Annotated in this window: 19 protein-coding genes; 13 read left to right on the top strand and 6 right to left on the bottom strand. The window is 58.0% G+C overall.

Annotated features, from left to right (window positions below):
• Nucleotides 1-135 precede the first annotated feature (135 nt).
• Nucleotides 136-651: a leucine-responsive transcriptional regulator Lrp gene (lrp, locus tag ABD806_RS07380; RefSeq protein WP_425583078.1), complete on the bottom strand. Its 516-nt coding sequence runs from the start codon at nt 649-651 to the stop codon at nt 136-138.
• 680 nt (nt 652-1331) lie between these two features.
• Here lrp and trxB point away from each other — a divergent pair.
• The 5 genes from trxB (at nt 1332) to infA (ending at nt 4746) form a co-directional block, all read left to right on the top strand.
• Nucleotides 1332-2291, top strand: coding sequence for a thioredoxin-disulfide reductase (gene trxB / locus ABD806_RS07385; protein ID WP_344956317.1), 960 nt, complete (start codon nt 1332-1334; stop codon nt 2289-2291).
• 568 nt (nt 2292-2859) lie between these two features.
• Entirely contained in the window at nt 2860-3033 is a 174-nt protein-coding gene (locus ABD806_RS07390) for a CopG family transcriptional regulator (protein ID WP_344956319.1), read from the top strand.
• 21 nt (nt 3034-3054) lie between these two features.
• Nucleotides 3055-3750, top strand: coding sequence for a leucyl/phenylalanyl-tRNA--protein transferase (gene aat, locus ABD806_RS07395; RefSeq protein ID WP_344956321.1), 696 nt, complete (start codon nt 3055-3057; stop codon nt 3748-3750).
• Nucleotides 3744-4451: an arginyltransferase gene (locus ABD806_RS07400; protein WP_344956480.1), complete on the top strand. Its 708-nt coding sequence runs from the start codon at nt 3744-3746 to the stop codon at nt 4449-4451. Before aat ends, ABD806_RS07400 begins: the two co-directional genes overlap by 7 nt.
• Before the next feature lie 76 nt (nt 4452-4527).
• Entirely contained in the window at nt 4528-4746 is a 219-nt protein-coding gene (gene infA / locus ABD806_RS07405; RefSeq protein WP_037439960.1) for a translation initiation factor IF-1, read from the top strand.
• A gap of 348 nt (nt 4747-5094) precedes the next feature.
• Here the strand turns inward: infA and clpA are convergent, their stop codons facing one another.
• Nucleotides 5095-7353 (bottom strand): ATP-dependent Clp protease ATP-binding subunit ClpA, encoded by a 2259-nt coding sequence (clpA, locus tag ABD806_RS07410; RefSeq protein WP_344956324.1) that lies wholly within the window; start codon nt 7351-7353, stop codon nt 5095-5097.
• 49 nt (nt 7354-7402) lie between these two features.
• Nucleotides 7403-7720, bottom strand: a complete 318-nt coding sequence (clpS, locus tag ABD806_RS07415) for an ATP-dependent Clp protease adapter ClpS (protein WP_116472380.1) — start codon at nt 7718-7720, stop codon at nt 7403-7405.
• A gap of 253 nt (nt 7721-7973) precedes the next feature.
• Between clpS and cspD the strand changes: the two genes are divergently transcribed.
• The 6 genes from cspD (at nt 7974) to dapD (ending at nt 15899) form a co-directional block, all read left to right on the top strand.
• Complete coding sequence (gene cspD / locus ABD806_RS07420) at nt 7974-8189, top strand: cold shock domain-containing protein CspD (protein WP_344956326.1); 216 nt, start codon at nt 7974-7976, stop codon at nt 8187-8189.
• A gap of 132 nt (nt 8190-8321) precedes the next feature.
• Nucleotides 8322-9698: an ATP-dependent RNA helicase DbpA gene (gene dbpA / locus ABD806_RS07425; protein ID WP_344956328.1), complete on the top strand. Its 1377-nt coding sequence runs from the start codon at nt 8322-8324 to the stop codon at nt 9696-9698.
• Nucleotides 9699-9886: 188 nt separating this feature from the next.
• Complete coding sequence (mscL, locus tag ABD806_RS07430) at nt 9887-10291, top strand: large-conductance mechanosensitive channel protein MscL (RefSeq protein ID WP_344956330.1); 405 nt, start codon at nt 9887-9889, stop codon at nt 10289-10291.
• 187 nt (nt 10292-10478) lie between these two features.
• Nucleotides 10479-11867, top strand: a complete 1389-nt coding sequence (locus tag ABD806_RS07435) for an L-cystine transporter (protein ID WP_344956333.1) — start codon at nt 10479-10481, stop codon at nt 11865-11867.
• Nucleotides 11868-11994: 127 nt separating this feature from the next.
• Nucleotides 11995-14628: a bifunctional uridylyltransferase/uridylyl-removing protein GlnD gene (gene glnD, locus ABD806_RS07440; protein WP_344956335.1), complete on the top strand. Its 2634-nt coding sequence runs from the start codon at nt 11995-11997 to the stop codon at nt 14626-14628.
• Between the two features lie 239 nt (nt 14629-14867).
• On the top strand, nt 14868-15899 hold the full coding sequence (gene dapD, locus ABD806_RS07445) for a 2,3,4,5-tetrahydropyridine-2,6-dicarboxylate N-succinyltransferase (RefSeq protein WP_344956337.1): 1032 nt from the start codon (nt 14868-14870) through the stop codon (nt 15897-15899).
• Between the two features lie 447 nt (nt 15900-16346).
• On the opposite strand, the gene ABD806_RS07450 is transcribed toward dapD, so the two are convergent.
• Complete coding sequence (locus ABD806_RS07450; protein WP_344956339.1) at nt 16347-16625, bottom strand: DUF3081 family protein; 279 nt, start codon at nt 16623-16625, stop codon at nt 16347-16349.
• Between the two features lie 79 nt (nt 16626-16704).
• On the opposite strand from ABD806_RS07450, the gene ABD806_RS07455 reads away from it, so the two are divergent.
• Both ABD806_RS07455 and ABD806_RS07460 read left to right on the top strand, forming a co-directional pair.
• Nucleotides 16705-18477, top strand: coding sequence for an SLC13 family permease (locus ABD806_RS07455; protein ID WP_344956341.1), 1773 nt, complete (start codon nt 16705-16707; stop codon nt 18475-18477).
• Between the two features lie 49 nt (nt 18478-18526).
• Nucleotides 18527-19354 carry a CvfB family protein gene (locus tag ABD806_RS07460; RefSeq protein ID WP_344956343.1) on the top strand — a complete coding sequence of 276 codons (828 nt, stop codon included), beginning with the start codon at nt 18527-18529 and terminating at the stop codon, nt 19352-19354.
• Nucleotides 19355-19514: 160 nt separating this feature from the next.
• Here the strand turns inward: ABD806_RS07460 and ABD806_RS07465 are convergent, their stop codons facing one another.
• Both ABD806_RS07465 and glsB read right to left on the bottom strand, forming a co-directional pair.
• On the bottom strand, nt 19515-19955 hold the full coding sequence (locus ABD806_RS07465; RefSeq protein WP_344956345.1) for a flavodoxin: 441 nt from the start codon (nt 19953-19955) through the stop codon (nt 19515-19517).
• A gap of 11 nt (nt 19956-19966) precedes the next feature.
• Entirely contained in the window at nt 19967-20881 is a 915-nt protein-coding gene (gene glsB, locus ABD806_RS07470; protein WP_344956347.1) for a glutaminase B, read from the bottom strand.
• Between the last annotated feature and the right edge of the window lie 25 nt (nt 20882-20906).

The raw sequence follows: 20906 nt of genomic DNA on the forward strand, positions 1-20906 counted from the left end.
CTGACTCAGATGAGCGACAGGACGGGTCGCCTGATCCTAAACAACAAACGAGCGGCACTGGGCCGCTCGTTGATCTGACTCGATTTGGTTCCCCGTCCGGCATAAAAATACCAGAGCCGGACGGTTAAGCACAGCCTAGCGCGTGTTTATCACCAGACGATTGCTCTGTTTAACCTCTTCCATCACCACATAGGTGCGGGTGTCGTTGACCCCGGGCAGGCGCAACAGGGTTTCCCCCAGCAATTGGCGATAGGCGGACATATCGGCCACCCGGGTCTTTAACAGGTAGTCGAAGTCACCGGAAACCAGATGGCATTCCTGGATTTCTTCCAACGCCTGCACCGCGTCGTTGAACTCATCAAACACATCGGGAGTGCCCCGGTTCAGGGTGATCTCCACGAATACCAGTAGAGAGGCGTCGAGGAACTGGGGGTTAAGAATTGCGGTATAACCTTCGATATACCCCTGTCGCTCCAGACGACGCACCCGCTCCAGGCAAGGAGTAGGACTCAAACCGACACGCTTGGACAATTCTACGTTTGAAATACGGCCGTCCTGCTGTAATTCATTGAGTATATTGCGGTCGATACGATCCAGCTCTTTTGCTGGTCGGCTGTTGGAGTCCAGTACTTCATCCATCCTTTGGCTCATCTTCGATACATCCCACTAGTAACAACAAACTTGTATGGCACAAAACCACAGGAAAGCACAATATCTCTATAACATCAAAGGTATATTGTGCTTCGGCCCGGCAACCTATCCATACAGCCTGGCATGGCCGTCCGCGCCGCCCCAAAGTAAATAAAAAACTAAAATTATCGATTAGCTATTAAATTTCAATCCACCACAACATAGCATGACAAAACGAAGAAAAATAGCAGATAAATTGGATACCAACGCTTCGTGATGCTTATTTGTGGTTTTTTTGTCGGCTGAATAGGATTAATCATTGCAATATTCTCATTTTTTCGCAAAAAAACCAGTAGCAGTCAAACACGCTACAAAGCCAACTGCGGACAAATAATAATTCCACACCAAGAGGAATTTTTACTCTTTACCCCGCCTATGTCGCGCAAAATGATAACTTTTAACCGAACACCTACCTTAAGGTTATAATGCATAACTATTCGTTATAATGCTGCTTTATGCGTCATTCGGCACAACCGGTACCTTACTGCCGGCAGGATTAGAGCACACCCCTGTTCACTTATGAGTACAGCGGACAGCCGGGCGATTAGGGCAATCGCTTTCTTGGTCTTTATTACCTTTGGCCTATCCCCTACAATCGGACGCATCAAAATGTGCATATCGCCACGGTTGGAGAGACATAGATGAGCCAAGCCAAACACGCCAAATTGCTAATCCTGGGTTCCGGCCCCGCAGGTTACACCGCCGCCGTGTATGCCGCACGGGCCAACCTCAATCCTGTGCTGGTGACAGGTATTCAGCAAGGCGGCCAGCTGACCACTACCACGGAAGTGGAAAACTGGCCCGGCGATGCTGAAGGTTTGACCGGTCCGGCCTTGATGGAACGCATGAAAGAGCACGCCGAGCGCTTTGAAACCGAAATCCTGTTCGACCATATCAATGAAGTCGAGCTGCAACAGCGCCCCTTCCGCCTGAAAGGCGACAATGGGGAATACACCTGTGATGCCCTGGTCATCGCCACCGGCGCCTCCGCCAAGTACCTGGGCCTACCGTCGGAAGAAGCCTTCAAAGGCCGTGGGGTGTCCGCCTGCGCCACCTGTGACGGATTCTTTTATCGCAACCAGAAGGTCGCCGTGATCGGCGGCGGCAACACCGCGGTGGAAGAGGCCCTGTACCTGGCTAATATCGCAGCAGAAGTGCACCTGGTGCACAGACGCGAGCAGTTCCGCTCCGAGAAGATCCTGATCGACCGGCTGATGGACAAGGTCAACAACGGCAATATCGTGCTGCACACCAACCGCACCCTGGATGAAGTGCTGGGTGACAACATGGGAGTGACCGGTATTCGCCTGAAAGACACCGGCTCGGAGCAGACCGAACAGCTGGATGTGACCGGGGTGTTTGTGGCCATCGGCCATCAGCCCAACACCCAGATCTTCGAAGGCCAGCTGGAAATGGCCAACGGCTACCTGAAAGTGCAGTCCGGCACCCAGGGCAATGCCACCCAGACCAGCATCGAAGGCGTGTTCGCCGCCGGTGATGTGATGGACCACGTCTATCGTCAGGCCATTACCTCCGCCGGCACCGGCTGCATGGCCGCCCTCGACGCCGAGCGCTATCTGGACGCTAAAGAAGGGAAATAACGCCGTTCAGACAGGAAGCGGGGCTCCCCCGCTTCCTGTTGTCGAGCCGGCATTCTGTTGCCCCCATAGCCTATCCCCCACTCCGCAGGCTGGCTGCCAGCTTACCACTCGGTCCATCGTACCTTGCCGGCGGAATATCCGCCAATGCCTCCCTCAAGCTCGGATAAAAGCTGATGTCCCTCAACCGGCTAAACCCTGGCCCGGCTAGGGTGTGTTCCGTTACTGCGTATAAATGACGCTGAGGCTGTGCCGCTTCGTGGCAAGATGCGCACCACGCAGTGTGGTGGGCCCACATCAGTGGTAAGCAACGCCGCAACGGGGCGGCACAGCCTCACCCCTTCGGGTCATGGCCCAACAGGGCGCGCCCTGCGTTAGCAGCCTGACAATAGGCCCACTATAGCGTGGCGCCTGCTGCCTTGCGCGTGCCCTGTTGGGGCGGCGGCGACATCATGGGCAGTATCGGAACACCCCCTGGGTTACATGGGAAATGCGTGATCACTACATTTTCATCAGAGAATCATTCAATGTTAATCTGATTAACATCTTCGCTGGAGAATCCGGAGTCATGATGGAACAACGTACCGCTCGCCTGACCTTGCTGATCGATCCCCGAAAAAAAGCCATGTTCGAGGAGCTGTGTGCCAAAGAAGATGTGACCCCGTCACAGAAAGTGCGCCATTTCATCCGGGATTATATAGAGGAAAAAACGGGCAAGGACCGGCTCAGCTCCGAACGGGAATAACCCAGAACCATAAGGCCGGTTATGCTTACATTGCTCAATCACACGTTATGGTTTCCCGATCCCCAACAGGCGCTGGATGATCCAAACGGCCTGTTGGCGGTGGGAGGAGATCTGTCACCCAACCGGCTGTTACTGGCCTACCAGATGGGCATTTTCCCCTGGTTTGACAAAAGCCAGCCGCTGCTCTGGTGGTCGCCGGATCCCCGGGCCGTACTGGAGCCGGAACGGCTGCATGTCAGCCGGACCCTCGCCAAGCTGGCACGCAGCCAACGCTTCAAGGTGACCCTGAACACCGCCTTCGAGTATGTGATTCACGCCTGCCGCAGCCTGCGTGAGCACCGGCAGGGCACCTGGATCACCCGCGAAATAGAACTGGCCTATGGCGAGCTGCACCGGGCCGGACACGCCCATTCCATCGAGGTCTGGCAGGGTCACGATTTGGTCGGAGGCCTGTACGGCCTGAACCTGGGGACCCTGTTTTGTGGCGAGTCCATGTTCCATCGGGTGGATAATGCCTCAAAGATAGCCATGCTGGCCTTGTGTCGTCATTTTGCGCGCCATGGCGGCCAGCTGATTGATTGTCAGCTGCCCAACCCCCACCTGCTGAGTTTGGGTGCCGTTACATGGCCCCGCCAGCGGTTTCTGCATAAACTCAAGGTATTGCAACAACAACCCTTGACAGGATCCTGCTGGCAACCAGGTGAATTGAAATTATGAAGGAAGTCATCTTAAAAGTCGGGCTTACTCCCAAGCACCTGTGCAGCTATCTGCCGGGCCAGCAGGAGCAGCTACTGGTCTTGCTTGACCGGGAGCTACTGTGTCCCGAAGGCTATGAACGCCTGCTCAGTGCCGGCTTTCGCCGCAGCGGCGCCGATATTTACCGGCCCCATTGTCATTCCTGCCATGCCTGCGAATCATTGCGGATTGATGTAAACAACTTCCAGCCCAGCCGCAGTCAGAAACGCACCGCCAGGCAAAATGCCGAGCTGTATATTTCCCTCAGTGAACAAGACAAGCCGGAATATTTTCACCTGTATCAATCTTATATCAATGCGCGTCACCGGGACGGCGCCATGTACCCGGCCAGCCGGCAACAATACGAAGGCTTTCTATTATGCCACTGGCTACCGCCGCTGTTTATGGAGTGCTGGCTGGGGGAACGCCTGGTGGCGGTGGCGGTAACCGACTTGCTCAGACACTCCCTGAGTGCCATGTATACCTTTTATGACCCCGAGCTCGAACACAGGTCGCTGGGAACCTTTGCCATCCTGAGCCAAATCAAGCTGGCCCGGGAACTCAATAAGGAATGGCTTTATCTCGGATATCAAGTAGATGGTTGCAACAAAATGAATTACAAGCGACATTACCGTCCCCACCAACGCCTGATTTCCGGCCAGTGGCGGTGGATGAAAGACTGAGGTGAAACTTTACACACAAGACGAAATCCGGCATGATCCCTGCCGTTTTTATTGCCTGCGCTAACAAGAGGACTCAATGGCTAAAGAAGACAGTATTGAAATGCAAGGTACCATCCTGGAGACCTTGCCGAACACCATGTTTCGCGTTGAGCTGGAAAATGGCCACGTGGTCACCGCTCATATCTCTGGCAAGATGCGCAAGAACTACATCCGCATCCTGACCGGTGACAAGGTGACTGTCCAGCTCACTCCTTATGATCTGTCAAAAGGACGCATCGTCTTCCGCGCCCGCTAACCGATACTCTTCCGCTCTCCGCATAATCAATATCTGATATTGCTGCAAGCGACCAGCTTGAGGGGCGAAGAATAGGGGGTGGGGAGTGGCCGACCAATCACTCGTCCCCATTCCCCAGTCTCCGACCTTGAGCCCATCATCGCCACCATAGTCATGCATTGCGCTGTTCCGTAGCAACAACATCAACCCGATGCGCGCCACCTAAGCGAAACCGGCGCTAGCCTGGCCCCCGGCGGAAAAACCCTGCCTTACTCCAGGCGTCCATCACCTCGGACAACCACTGCCATGGTCCCGGCTCCAAAAGAAAGGGGAAGCCGTCGCCTCCCCTTGGTCGTTACCTTTGCCGGCTCAGTGAGCCAGTGACGCCTCCGACTGAAAGTCGAAATGCAGCTTGTCGTCCTGCAAGGTTACCCGCACTGTACCGCCGCCGACCAACTCACCGAACAACAGCTCATTGGCCAGGGGCTTTTTCAGTTTTTCCTGGATCACCCGGGCCATCGGCCGGGCCCCCATCGACTTGTCGTAGCCTCTTTCCGCCAGCCAGTGACGGGCGGGCTCGCTGACCTCCATCGAAACCCCTTTGGCATCCAGCTGGGCCTGCAGCTCGACAATAAATTTGTCGACCACCCGGTGGATAATGTCCATATTCAGATGGTTGAACCAGATGATATGGTCGAGCCGGTTACGGAACTCGGGCGCGAAGGTGCGGTTGATCTCGGTCATCGCATCATGGCTGTGATCCTGTTGCTGGAAACCGATGGACTTACGCACCGTTTCCTGCACCCCGGCATTGGTGGTCATCACCAGGATCACATTGCGGAAGTCCGCCTTACGGCCGTTGTTATCGGTCAGGGTGCCGTTGTCCATCACCTGTAACAGCAGGTTGAACACATCCGGGTGGGCTTTCTCTATTTCATCCAGCAGGACCACCGAATGGGGATGCTTGATCACCGCATCGGTGAGCAGACCGCCCTGATCGAAGCCCACATAGCCCGGAGGCGCGCCTATCAGGCGGGACACGGTATGGGATTCCATATATTCCGACATATCGAAACGGATAAGTTCGATACCCATGATCCGCGCCAATTGCTGAGTCACCTCGGTTTTACCCACACCGGTAGGGCCGGCGAACAGGAAGGAGCCGACCGGGCGTTTTTCGTTGCCCAGGCCGGAGCGGCTCAGACGAATGGAGTCGGTCAATACCTCGATGGCCTTGTCCTGGCCAAACACCACCATCTTAAGGTTCGGCTCCAGGTTTTTCAGCGCCTCTTTATCGGAAGATGACACGGATTTTTCCGGAATACGGGCTATCTTGGCAACGATAGACTCGATATCGCCCACACCAATGGTTTTCTTGCGCTTGGACGGCGGTTGCATGCGCACCTGAGCACCCGCCTCGTCGATAACGTCTATTGCCTTGTCGGGCAGGTGGCGATCGTTGATGTATTTGGCGGACAGCTCGGCGGCGGCCCGGATCGCCTTGTTGGTATAGCGCACGTCATGGTGCGATTCATAGCGGCTCTTCAGGCCCAGCAGTATCTTGGTGGTGTCATCGATGGACGGCTCCAGAATATCGATTTTCTGGAAGCGACGGGCCAGGGCCCGGTCTTTTTCGAAGATCTGGCTGTATTCCTGATAGGTGGTGGAGCCAACACAGCGGATCTGACCGCTGGACAGCAGGGGTTTAAGCAGGTTGGCCGCATCCAGCTGACCACCAGAAGCGGCACCGGCCCCTATGATGGTGTGGATTTCATCGATAAACAGGATGGCACCTTTCTGCTTTTCAAACTGCTTGAGCAAGGACTTGAAACGCTTTTCGAAGTCGCCCCGGTATTTGGTGCCCGCCAGCAAGGAGCCCATGTCCAGTGAATAGATGGTGCTGTCGGCGATGATCTCCGGCACATCCTGATGCACGATGCGATAGGCCAAGCCTTCGGCGATGGCGGTCTTGCCCACCCCGGCCTCCCCCACCAGCAGGGGGTTGTTTTTACGGCGGCGGCATAGCACCTGTATGGTGCGGTTGAGTTCCTGATCCCGGCCGATCAGCGGATCGATACGGCCATCTTTCACCCATTGATTGAGGTTGATGACAAAGCCTTCGGTCTGGCTGTTGGCATTTTCTTCGTTGTTTTCCTCGCTTTGCTGGGCCGCCGACGGCTCTTCGCCCTGACCGTCCTTACGGACGCCGTGAGACAGGAAGTTGACCACATCCAGCCGACCGACTTGGGCCTTTTTCAACAGGAATGCCGCCTGGGACTCCTGTTCGCTGAAAATGGCGACCAGCACGTTGGCACCTGTCACCTCGGCATTGCCGGAGGATTGCACATGGAATACGGCGCGCTGCAATACCCGTTGGAAACCCAGGGTCGGCTGGGTTTCCAGCTCGCTCTCGCCGGCCGGGATCAATGGTGTGGTTTGTTCGATGAAGGTTTTGGTTTCACGTCGCAACTGTTCCATATTGGCGCCACAGGCGGTCAGCGCTTCCCGGGCTGATGGATTGTCCAACAGGGCGAGTAACAGGTGCTCCACTGTCATAAACTCATGGCGAGCGCGCCGGGCTTCGTTGAAGGCTTCATTCAACGTGCTTTCAAGGTCTTTGTTCAACATAGGCACCTCCCCTAAAAAACTGCGGTGTCCCGTTGCGGCGGGTCTTAACTCATGCCTGCTCCATGGTGCATAACAACGGATGTTCATGCATACGTGCAAACTTGTTCACTTGCGCTACCTTGGTTTCTGCAATCTCTGCGGTAAACAATCCGCAAACCCCTTTACCTTGATAATGTACCGCCAGCATCACCTGCGTGGCCTTGTCCTCATCCATTGCAAAGAATTTTTGCAGTACCTCCACCACAAAATCCATGGGGGTATAATCGTCGTTGTTCAAGATGACCTTGTACATGGGAGGCGGCTGCAGCGCAGTTTCCTCCGCCTCTTTGACCCGATCACCGACCGTCTGCTGATCTCTCCTGCTCATAACTTTACTTTAGCCTTTCCATCACACTACCGCTAAACCTGACGCTGTCAATAGCCTAATCACCGGTATGTTATCTGTTAGTAAACAAATGCTTGACTACCACTTAAGTTGAACTAAAGTGGTCGATTGGTAACCATGGGCATCCAGGTGCCTGTGGCTGCCGCATCCGGCGTAAAATCGCCTGTAGTTATAATTGGCGGCGGCCAATTACTCAATGTTGTTTAGGATGTTTGAGCAAAAAGGATGCAGATGTATGGCAACCGGTACGGTGAAGTGGTTTAACAACGCAAAAGGATTTGGTTTTATTTGTCCACAAGAGGGCGGTGAAGACGTGTTTGCACACTTTTCCACCATCAAAATGGAGGGATACAGAACCCTGAAAGCGGGCCAGGTCGTTCAATACGAAATACAGGAAGGACCCAAAGGAAATCATGCCATCAGCATAGTCCTGGAAGGCCAAGAAGCATAATAAGCACTGGATTAACAGCTTGGTAACGCAAGGCAGCCTCAGCTGCCTTTTTTTGTGGCTGCGATTTCACCACATTTTTGTTATTATCCCCACGCCTTCCGGCATCCTCCATCACAGATTGAAGAGTCCTCCGTGAATAACACTGAATTCGCCACCCTGCCCCTGGCACCCGCACTGATCGACAACCTGGCCAGCCTCGAATATGTCCAGATGACTCCTATTCAGGCCCAAAGTCTGCCACTGATCCTCGAGGGCAAGGATATTATCGCCAAGGCGAAAACCGGCAGTGGTAAAACTGCCGCCTTTGGCCTGGGGCTCTTGTCGCGACTGGATGTCAGCCTGCTCGAGGTACAGGCCCTGGTGCTCTGCCCGACCCGTGAACTGGCCGATCAGGTGGCGCGGGAAGTCCGTCGCCTGGCCCGCACCCTGGCCAACGTCAAGCTGGTCACCCTCTGTGGCGGCTCACCGTCGGCGCCGCAGAGCGCCTCCCTGGCATTTGGCGCCCATATCGTGGTCGGCACCCCAGGCCGCATCCTCAAGCATCTGGACAAGGGCACCCTGCGGCTCGCCAACCTGAACACCCTGGTGCTGGATGAAGCCGACCGTATGCTGGATATGGGCTTTACCGACGAGATCAACCGGGTCATAGAGCATGCCCCCCGTCACCGTCAGACCCTGCTGTTTTCGGCGACCTATCCCGAGGGTATCGCCCAGATGAGTCAGGGGGTGCAACGCGCGCCGGTAGAGGTCAGCGTCGAGGCGCAACATAGGGCCGATGCCATCAGCCAGACCCTGTATGAAGTCGCGCCGGAATTGCGTCGCGAAGCCCTGGCCACCCTGCTCAGCCATTATGCCCCTACCTCTGCGGTGGTGTTCTGCAATACCAAGCGCGCCTGCCAGGAGGTGAGCGAACATCTGTCCGGCCTGGGTTTCTCTGCCCTGTCGTTAAACGGTGATCTGGAGCAGCGGGAGCGGGATCAGGTGTTAATCCGCTTCGCCAACCAGAGCGCCAGCGTGCTGGTGGCCACCGATGTGGCGGCCCGTGGCCTGGATATCAAGGAGCTGGCGGCGGTGATCAACTATGACCTGCCCCAGGATCCCGAAGTGCATGTACACCGCATCGGCCGGACCGGACGCGCCGGTCAGCAGGGGCTGGCACTGAGCCTCTACAGCCCGCGGGATGCCCATAGGGTAAACCTGATCGAAGAATATCAACAGGCCACCATTCCCCAGGGTACGCTTGCCGAGCTGGACAGCACCCTGGCGCCGCAGGCACCGGCCATGGTCACCCTGTCCCTGGCCGCCGGGCGCAAGAGCAAGATCCGCGCCGGCGATATACTGGGCGCCCTGACCGGGGAAGGCGGCATCGCCGGCAGCCAGGTGGGCAAGATCGATATTACCGAGATGCATTCCTATGTGGCGGTCCACAGAGACAGTGCCAAACAGGCCCTTAAGCGCCTGCAGGAAGGCAAGATCAAGGGGCGCAGCGTCCGGGTGCGCAAACTCTAAATACACAGCCGAGCTTTAAAGGGCCGGATACGGAGGGGATTATCCCCCGCCGTATCCGGCCCTTGCTTTTGCGCCTGCTCCTGCCCTGATGCTGCTGACACCGTGATAACGACACCCTCTTGGTTTGTCAGGACGCGAATTTGCCGCCTAATATTGAACTCGCCCTCTACACAGAAATGGAACAAAAAATGAGCCTGCTAACAGAGTTCAAAGAGTTTGCGGTTAAAGGCAATGTCGTCGACATGGCGGTCGGTATCATCATAGGTGCCGCCTTCGGCAAGATCGTTACCTCCCTGGTCAATGATGTCATCATGCCGCCCATCGGCGTACTGATCGGCGGTGTCGACTTCTCCGATCTGGGCATAGTGCTGCAGGACGCCGCGGGGGAAACCCCTGCCGTGACCCTATCCTACGGCCTCTTCATTCAGACGGTACTGGACTTCACCATAGTGGCGTTTGCCATCTTTATGGTGATCAAGACCCTCAATAAATTGAAACGCAAGGAAGAGGCAACAGCTGCTGCGCCGCCCGCGCCTTCCAAGGAGGAACTCCTGCTCACCGAAATACGCGATCTGCTCAAGCAACAGCAGTAAGCGGCCTAGCGGCAGGTGAAAACGCCTGCCCTTGCCGTTTATCTTTCCGTGGCAACATAAAAAGAAATACATAAATAATTTTTTAATCCTAAAAGTTATATGCCATAACCAGATATTCTGTCTCCCGGTTCAATCTGCTGCTAGCATCGCGGTCAACTATGATTTTCCGCTATTTTCTGGAGCCAAAATGCTGGTTTTGTTGCTAAATCTAGCTTTTTTTGTTGCATTTATGCTGTTGCTCGGGCGTCTTTCCAGCCAGGGGCTGACCCTGTCCCGCCAGGTATTGACCGGTTTGCTGTTCGGCGTGGCCGCCGGCTTCACCATGCAGCTGTTCTACGACGTCACGACCATCGCCCGGACCCTGGAATGGGTCAATGTGGTGGGCAGCGGCTATGTGCGGCTGCTGCAGATGATAGTGATCCCCCTGGTGCTGGTCTCCATCATGGGCGCCGTGGCGCGCCTGCATAACGCCGCCACCCTCGGCAAGATCAGCCTGTTGACCATAGGTACCCTGTTGTTCACCACCGCCATCGCCGCCCTGATCGGGGTCGGGGTCACCTACGCCTTCGGCCTGAGCGCCGATGGCCTGGTACAGGGTGCCCGTGAACTGGCCCGGGCCGAACAGCTGGAAGCCCAGGTGGCGAACGTGGCCAACCTGTCCCTGCCCCAGCTGCTGGTGTCCTTCGTACCCCGCAACCCTTTTGCGGATATGACCGGCGCCAGCCCCACCTCCATCATAGGCGTGGTGATCTTTGCGGTGTTCCTCGGCCTGGCCGCCCTGCAACTGCTCAAGGACAGTCCCGAGCAAGGCAAGCGGGTGATCGCCGGTATCGAAGCGTTGCAGGCCCTGGTGATGCGTCTGGTGCGACTGGTGATGAAGTTGACCCCCTATGGGGTGATGGCCCTGATGACCAAGGTGGTGGCCGGCTCCAATGTACAGGATGTGCTCAGCCTGGCGGCCTTCCTGGTTGCCTCCTATGTGGCCATTGCCATCATGTTCCTGGTGCACGGCCTGCTGCTGACCCTGGTGGGAATCAACGCCCGGCGCTTTTTCCAGAAGATCTGGCCGGTACTGGCCTTCGCCTTCACCAGCCGTTCCAGCGCCGCCACCATACCGCTGAATGTCCAGGCACAAAGCCAGAAACTGGGGGTCCCCGCCAGCATCGCCAATTTCTCCGCTTCCTTCGGGGCCACCATCGGCCAGAACGGCTGCGCCGGCATCTATCCGGCCATGCTGGCGGTGATGATAGCCCCCACCCTGGGCATAGAGGTGCTGGACCCCCTGTGGCTGGCCACCCTGGTCGGGGTGATCACCCTGGCCTCGTTCGGGGTGGCCGGTGTCGGCGGCGGCGCCACCTTCGCCGCCCTGATCGTGCTGCCGATCATGGGCCTGCCGGTGGCACTGGCGGCGCTGCTGATCTCCATCGAGCCGCTGATCGATATGGCCCGCACCGCCCTCAATGTCAGTGGTTCCATGACCGCGGGCAGCATCACCAGCAAGCTGATGGGCCAGACCGATGAAGCCGTCTTTGCTCGGGATGAACAGCCGGAGGCAGCTTCACCCGCCATGGGTTGATCCCCGACCCCGTGCCTTGACACTCGGGGAATGGCTCGGTCCACTCCCCGGGACTAATTCTGCCCTACCTTCCCTCCCCGGAGTTTGTTAACTTAGACTTATCCCCGGTCTCAGGAATATGTACTTCATGGACGCCAGTTTACTTGCCCCCGCCCTGCTCCTGCCGGAGCAGCTCACCTTAAGCAAATGCAAGGAAATGCTGGCCAGCCTGCAGGGCTGGCTGGCACGACGCTTCGATGCCGGGGATGACGTGCTGGAGCTGGTCGCCACCCGCTCCCAGTACATGGATCAACTGCTGACCGGGCTTTGGCAGCAGCACGGGCTGGATGCGGATCCCGAGCTGGCCCTGGTCGCCGTCGGCGGCTATGGTCGGGGGGAGCTGCATCCCTACTCCGATATCGACCTGCTGATCCTGTCCCGGGAGCACCACTCGGAGGAGCTGGGCGAGCGTATCGGCAGCTTTATCACCCTGCTGTGGGATCTGCACCTGGAGATCGGGCACAGCGTGCGTTCGGTGGCGGAATGCGTGGAGGAAGGGGAAAAAGACATCACGGTTGCCACCAACCTTATCGAGGCACGGCTGATCAGCGGCTGCTACGATACCTTTGCCGCTCTCACCCAAGCCACGGCACCGGAGCAATTCTGGCCCAGCCACGCCTTTTTCGAGGCCAAGCGGCAAGAGCAGGAGGCCCGCCACCGCCAGTATCAGGACACCAGCTACAAGCTGGAGCCGGATATCAAGAGCAGCCCGGGCGGCCTGCGTGACATCCAGACCATCAGCTGGGTGGCCCGCCGTCATTTTGGTGCCTCGACCCTCAGTGAGATGGTCAGCCACGGTTTCCTGTCCCGGGCCGAATACCGGGAGTTGCTCGACTGCCAGGCATTTTTATGGAAACTGCGCTTCGCCCTGCACATGGTTATCCACCGCAGTGACAACCGGCTGCTGTTTGACCGACAACGGGCGGTGGCCACGGCCCTCGGCTTTGCCGGTGAGAAAAACGAGCCGATTGAGCAGATGATGAAGCGCTTCTATCAAACGGTGCGCCGGGTCGCCGAGCTCAACGAAATGCTGCTGCAGCTGTTTGATGAGGCCATCCTCGGCAATATCGCCATGGACGTGAAAACCCTGACCCCCGAATTTCGCCTGCGCGGACGGCTGATCGACATGGTGCAGCCCAATCTGTTCAAGGATGAGCCGGCCGCCATCCTGCGGCTGTTTTATCAGATCGCCGCCCACCCGCAGATCACCGGCATCTATTCCACCACACTTCGCCAGTTGCGGGATGCCCGCCGCCGCCTGTCCGGCTTTCTATGCGAGCGGGCCGACTGCCGCCGCCTGTTCATGATGCTGCTGCGCCACCCCAACGGCATCGGCCTGCCGCTGACCCTGATGCACCGCTACGGCATTCTGGCAGCCTATTTTCCCCAGTGGAGCAAGATCGTCGGCCAGATGCAGTTCGACATGTTTCATGCCTATCCGGTGGATGAGCACACCCATCGGCTGCTGAAGAATATCGCCCTGTTCCGTGAGTCCTCGGCCCGCCGCAGCCACCCCCTGTGCCATGAAATCATCGGCCGGCTACGCAAGCCCGAACTGCTCTATCTGGCGGCCCTGTTCCACGATATCGCCAAGGGCCGGGGCGGAGATCATTCCGAGCTGGGGTCGGACGATGCCCTGGCCTTCTGCCTCAATCACGGCCTGGACAAATCCGACGCCCGGCTGGTGTCCTGGCTGGTGCGCCAGCATCTGCTGATGTCGGTCACCGCCCAGCGCCGGGATATCTATGACCCGGACGTGGTCACCGAATTCGCCACCCTGGTGCGCGATGAGCTGCGGCTGGATTATCTCTATTGCCTGACGGTCGCCGATATCTGCGCCACCAACGATCATCTGTGGAACGACTGGAAAGGCAGCCTGCTGCGGGAGCTGTATTTTATCACCCAGAAGGCCCTGCGCCGGGGGCTGGAGAATCCGCCGGACCTGCGCCTGCGCATCCGCGAAAATCAGCACCAGGCCCGTCAGCTGCTGACCCAGGAGGGCATCGGCAAGGAACGGATCAAGGCCCTGTGGGCACGCTTTACCGCCGATTACTTTATCCGCCACACTCCGGAACAGATCGCCTGGTACAGCAGCCATATCCTGGTCCACGACAACGCCGCCCGCCCGCTGGTACAGTTCAGCCAACAACCGGAGCGGGGCGGCAGCGAGCTGTTTATCTACAGCCCCGACTCACCCAAGCTGTTTGCCCGGGTGGCGGCCGCCCTGGATCAGAAGAACCTCAATATCCACGACGCCCAGATCATGACATCCAAGGACGGCTATGCACTGGATACATTTATCGTGCTGGAGCCGGACGGCCAGCCGGTGAGCAGTGACCGCTTCGCGCATCTGCGCGCCAGCCTGATCGAAGCGCTGGTAAGCAAGACGGCGCCGGTCATTCGCTCGCGTCCGCCTTCTCGCCGGCATCGGGAATTCAAGGTCAGCACCCAGGTCAATTTTTTACAAGCGGATAAACAGATTAAACACACCCGGATGGAGCTGGTCGCCCTGGATACTCCGGGGCTGCTGGCCCGCATCGGTGCCGTCTTCAGCCAGTTGGGGCTTAACCTGCACGCCGCCAAGATCACCACCATCGGCGAGCGGGTCGAGGACTTTTTCAGCCTGACCAACAGCGCCGACCGGCCATTGAGTAAACAGGAACAAGCCGAATTACGAGAAAAATTGGTCGCCGAACTCAACCCGGACGGCAAAATATGTTAAAAGATGTTCCAGTTTTGTCTTGATGAAACCAGCACCATCAGCCCGATGCTGGAACCCTGCGATGATCAAGCGCCCGCTGCTGGATACCGGCGGCACCAAGGTACTGGGCTTCAAGGCTGAGCAGTACACCGAACTGTCCAACAAACGGTAAGGCTCAGCCTGCAACTGATTAACACCCGGCTGGCCGCCCTGTGCGCCAGCCGATTACGAATTCAAACCAAATTAACGGAGTTACCACGATGGCAAACTTTGCTTTCGGTCTGGGTGTGGGCACCAAGTCCGCCAAAGGTGAATGGTTGGAGGTTTACTACAACCTGCCGCTGCTGCACGCTGATGAAGCACTGGTTAACGCAGTTGCTGCGAAGATCGGTTACCAAGGCGGCAACGCTGCAATCGAAATCGGCGCCGCACAACTGAAAGATCTGGAAGCGGCTTTCCTGTCTGTGAACGCTGAAGCTCAGGCGGGGATCGTTGAGATTCTGGAAGGCACCAGCCAGCCGCTGGTGGTAACCATACTGGAAACCGACGCGGCTCCAGCAAGCACCGCTGAGGTTTACCTGAAGCTGGCGCTGTTGTCTCATCGCCTGATCAAGCCACACGGCCTGGATCTGTCCGGTATGTTCGGCCTGCTGCCAAACGTGGCCTGGACCTCTGAAGGCGCGATCGCGGTGGACGAACTGGCTAATCGCCAGCTGGCGGCACGTGCACAGGGTCGCACCATCAGCGTCAACTCTGTCGACAAATTCCCGAAAATGACCGACTACGTGGTACCGGCAGGCGTGCGCATCGGTGATGCCTCCCGTATCCGCCTGGGTGCACACGTGGGCGAAGGCACCACAGTGATGCACGAAGGTTTCATCAACTTCAACGCCGGTACTCTGGGCGTGAGCATGGTTGAAGGCCGCATCTCTGCGGGCGTTGTGGTCGGTAACGGTTCCGACCTGGGCGGCGGTTGCTCCACCATGGGTACCCTATCCGGTGGCGGCAACATCATCATCTCCGTTGGCGAAGGTTGCCTGCTGGGCGCGAACGCCGGCCTGGGTATCCCCCTGGGCGATCGCTGCACCATCGAATCCGGTTTGTACATCACCGCCGGTGCCAAAGTCACCGTACTGGACGACCAGAACAACGAAGTCGGTACCGTTAAGGCCGCCGAGCTGGCCGGTAAGCCGGATCTGCTGTTCCGTCGTAACTCCCAGAACGGCCGTATCGAAGTGAAAACCAACCAGTCCGCGATCGAGCTGAACGCCGAGCTGCACAAACACAACTAAGTTGGTGTCAGCCTGAAAGCCCTCGCATAGAGGGCTTTTTTGTTATCACGGCAAAGGCTTATACCAATCTGATTAAGCATCTTGTCATCTTTGTTGTGTCGTAGCTCTGTTGCCTCTCCTTAACGCCCGAGTTGGCTGGTGACACAGCAGGCGATGCCGGAGCTTAAAGGAGGACAAAGGGATCTGCTCAGCCGACATCCGTGCCACGGCCGGAAAATTCCTGCCGTTCCGGCATTCCCGCCATCCCTGGCGGTCAGAAGCACGGCTGAGCCTCCAAGGATTCACGGCGAGTCGGCTGAGCTGGCCCTTTGGCCGATGTGTAAGTGAAAATTAAACAGCCACTTGTTTAATCCGGTTAGGATAAAACCGGTGAACGCCACCGGGTGGCAGAATATGAGCCAGTTTTTTCTTCCGGAGCGGAAGCATATCCGGTTGGGTTACCAACCTTCATTCCTCCTTGTCACCCCGGGTGAAATGACGGTGAATATAGTCAAGTTTGGCCATAAACTGCGCCTTTTCCTTTTCGCTGGCATAATCGAACCGATAGCTCTGATGGAAGTTGAGCTGCAATGACACCCCGCTACCGGAAAGGTTGACACTGTAGCCATCGAAGTCGGAGGTCGCCACTATCCCTTCCAGGATGTGGCCATGTTCATGGGACTCACCGAGTCGCTGGACTTTCTCGAACACATCCAGCACCACCCTGGTATCCAGTTCATTACGCATCGTTTCCGCCTCATCGTAGCCAAGTATTCATTTTACGCCTAAGATGGCCCCAGGAGATACCGGCAGCCTGGATACTATTATGATCGATCAATGGATTATCGGAATCATACTGCTCGCCGCCCTGCTGTTATTTATCCTCGATTACTGGCGCTATGATCTGGTGGCCATGATGGCGCTGCTGATCGGCGCCATCTCCGGCGTGGTCCCCGAAGATAAGATATTCAGCGGGTTCGGCAATGCCGCCGTGATTACCGTGGCCGCGGTGTTGGTGATCAGCCATACCCTGTGGAGCGCGGGGGTGGTGGACGCCCTGGCCAACCTGCTGGGCCGGGTCGGCAATAACGCCCTGCTACAGCTGGTCGCCCTCAGCTCGGTCACCACCCTGTGTTCCGCCTTTATGAACAATGTGGGCGCCATGGCGATCATGATCCCCATTGCCCTCAAACTGTGCCGCTCCAGCGGCAACCCTGTTTCCAAGCTGCTGATGCCCATGGCCTTTGGTTCACTGCTGGGCGGCTGCATCACCCTGATCGGCACGCCGCCCAATATCATTATCGCCGACTTCAGGCGCAACCTGGGGGGCGAGCCCTTTCAGCTGTTCGACTTTACCCCGGTCGGGCTGGGAGTGGCACTGGCCGGGCTCATTTTTATCTGGCTGCTGGGCCACCTGCTGGTGCCCAGTCGTACCGGCAGCGACAAGGGCGATAACCTCTACGATATCGCCGAATACCTGACCGAAGTCTACGTTCCCGAACAGGCCGGCGGCATCAATAAAACCTTTTATGAGCTGGAACAGCTGGTGGGGGGCAAGATCCAGATCCTGGCCCTGGTGCGGGATGAACAGCGCCTGCCCGCCCCCGCCCCTTATCAACGCCTGAGGGCGGAAGATATTCTGGTGCTGAAGGCCGATGCCGAGACCCTGAAAACCTTCCTGGATGCCAGTGGCCTGGAGCTGAACGCGGACGAGCAGCTGGCCGAGCGCTTCCTGACCAGCAAGGACATCACCGTGATGGAGGGGGTGATCGGCCACGATTCGCGGCTGATCGGGCGCTCTGCCGCCGATCTCAAGTTGCGCCGTGGCTATGGCGTCAACCTGCTGGCGGTGGCCCGAGAAGGCTATAAGCTGCCTCCCAACCTGGCCAATATTCGCTTCAAGCCCGGCGATGTGCTGCTGCTGCAGGGGGACAAAGACACCCTCGCCGGTATCTTCGAGCGCTTTGGCTGCTACCCCCTGGCCGAACGCCCGCTGCGCATCGGCAAACACACCCGGGTGATCCGCCCCCTGGCCCTGTTTGGCCTGGCGATCCTGGCTTCCGCCCTGGGACTGGTCTCGCCACCGGTGGCGTTCACCGCCTGTGCCGGCGCCATGGTACTGACCGGGCTGATCCGCCTGCGGGAGCTCTACAGCAGCATAGACTGGCCCATTATCGTACTGCTGGGGGCCACCCTGCCCCTGGGCGGGGCGCTGGAAAGCACTGGGGCGGCGGCGAGCCTCGCCCAGTTAATATTGACCAGCGGCGCCGCCCTGGCGCCGTTTTGGCTGCTGGGCATCATACTGTTTGCCACCATGCTGTTGTCGAACGTGATCAACAATGCCGCCGCCGCGGTACTGATGGCCCCCATCGCCATCAGTACCGCCCAGGGCCTGGGGGCGGCGACGGATCCCTTCCTGATGGCGGTGGCGATAGGCGCCTCCCTGCCCTTCTTGACGCCCATTGGCCACCAGTCCAACCTGCTGGTGATGGGTCCGGGTGGCTATGCCTTCAAGGACTACTGGAAGCTGGGCCTGCCCCTGTCGGTACTGGTCGGTTGCACTGCGGTCATACTGATCCTTTTAGTTTGGCCTTTGTAGCCCGGGCAGGCTAAGATCCTGGCTTTATCCGCTTGCTGTGAGAGCCCCTATGATAACCCTTGGCGACGACAATTCCCTGCCCCTGCTGCGGCTGGACGAAAAAGGCGGCTGGCTGGATGCCGATCAGTATGGCGAGGTGTTTTTGCCCCGCCGGCAACTGCCCGCCAATTGCCGGCCGGGTGATAACATTACGGCCTTTATCTATCTGGACGCGGATCTGCTGCCGGTGGTCACCACCGACAAACCCAAGGCGCGGGTCGGCCAGTTTGCCTCGCTCAAGGTGGTGACCACCAATCGTCTGGGCGCCTTCCTCGACTGGGGCATGAAGAAAGACATCTTCGTGCCCCAACGCATGCAGGCCACCCCCATGCACGACGGCCGCAATTACGTGGTATACCTGTATCTGGATTACGAGGGCCGCATGGTCGCCAGCAGTAAGCTGGACAGCTTTGTCAGCCGCGAACACCCCGGCTACCACGAGGGCGATGAGGTGAAGCTGTTGATTGCCGAACACACCCAGCTGGGCTTCAAGGCGATAGTGGATAACAAATACTGGGGGCTGCTGTTCAAATCCGATGTCTCCGGCCGTATCCCCACCGGGCTGGCCACCAAGGGCTATATCAAGCAGGTGCGCGAAGACGGCAAGCTAGATCTGAACCTCTATAAACCCGGCCCCGGCAAGATAGACGAAGCCGCCGAGGCGGTGCTGAATCGCCTGCAACAGGCCGGCGGCGCCTTGAGCGTCGGTGACAAAACGGATCCCGATACCATTTTCCGGGTATTCGGCATCAGCAAGGGGACCTTCAAGAAAGCCATCGGCGGCCTGTATAAAAAGGGGCTGATCGTCATCGAAAAAGACGGGATCAAGCTGCCTTAATGTAGGAACGGCAACTCTTGTGGGCGCGTCGGCCTCGGCGCGCTAATGTCTTATCTGGTCTTGCTGCCAATCGGCCCGGGGTCGGGCCTCCTACAGGAAGTGGTAGTTTTTGTAGGAGCGTCGACCCCGCCCGGTGTTTTGTGCAACAGCCACCCGGCTCTCACAGCTTTTCGACCCAACCTTTTAACCACTCCAGGGCCGGCTCTTCCGGCTCCAGGGTTTCGCAGGCATCCACCTCCAACCGATCCACCACCGCCTTGGCCTGCAACTCCCGCAGCAGTTCATCAAACTGGCGGCCGGCGCCGCAGAAGTTATCGTAACTGCTGTCACCCAGGGCGACCAGGGCATACTGCAGTTCGGGAGCCGGCGGGCAAGTTTCACGCATTTCCTCAAACAGCGGCAGCAGGTTAGGCGGTACATCCCCTTGCCCCGTGGTGGAAGTCACCACCAACCAGAATCTGGATCTGTCCAGCTCGGACAGGGTCACATCTTCATGCAGCCGGGCCTGATGGCCCGCCTGCTCCAAGGCGTCGGCCAGGCTCTCGGCCACCAGTACTGCCGAGCCATAAACGGTGCCAATAATGATTTCTACACTGGCCATGTTTGCTCCTGTTAAAAAAGTCGTAAATCCAGCGCGCGCGATAATTCTTCCAGGGCCCAGATCCCGGCCACTGAATTGCCATATTGATCCAGTTCCGGCGACCAGACACAAACGCTAAACCGTCCCGGTACCAGGGCGATAATGCCGCCACCCACCCCCGACTTACCGGGCATGCCCACCCGGTAGGCGAAATCACCGGCGGCATCATAGAGACCGGAAGTGAACAGCAGTGCATTCAATTGCTGTGTCTGCAGCCGGGACAGGCACTGTTCCCCCGTGGTCACGCATCGGCCGCCGTTGGCCAGGAAACTGAAGCCCCGGGCCAGATCGACACAGCTCATCGCCAGCGCGCAGTAACTGAAATAGGCCCTTAGTACAGTGTCCACATCATTATGGAAATTACCAAAGCTTTTCATCAAGTTAGCCATGGCCGCATTACGATACCTGTGTTCGAACTCGGATTCGGCCACCTTATGATCGATCCGGATAGCGGGGTTGCCCGCCCGCAGCCGCATGTTTTCCAGCAAGGCATGTACCGGCGCCGACAGGCGGGACGTCAGGGCATCCACCACCACCAGGGCGCCGGCATTGATAAAGGGATTGCGCGGTATCCCCTGCTCAAACTCCAGCTGGACCAGCGAGTTGAAGGCGGTACCCGACGGCTCCTTACCCACCCTTTGCCAGAGCTCCCCGCCATAACGCTGCAGGGCCAGGGCCAGGGCAAACGCCTTGGAGATACTCTGGATGGAGAAGGGCTGCAGGGCATCACCGCTGTGATACAGGGTGCCATCCACGGTGGCAACGGCGATACCGAAACGCTCTGCGGGTACCTGGGCCAGGGCCGGAATATAACCAGCCACCTTGCCCAGGCCGAATCGGCCCCGGGCATCGTGATTAATCTGATCGAGAAGGGGTTGTAGCGTCACTGACGAGTCTGAATCTGTCGATAAA

Source organism: Zobellella aerophila (genome assembly GCF_039539325.1).
Lineage (GTDB): Bacteria > Pseudomonadota > Gammaproteobacteria > Enterobacterales > Aeromonadaceae > Oceanimonas > Oceanimonas aerophila.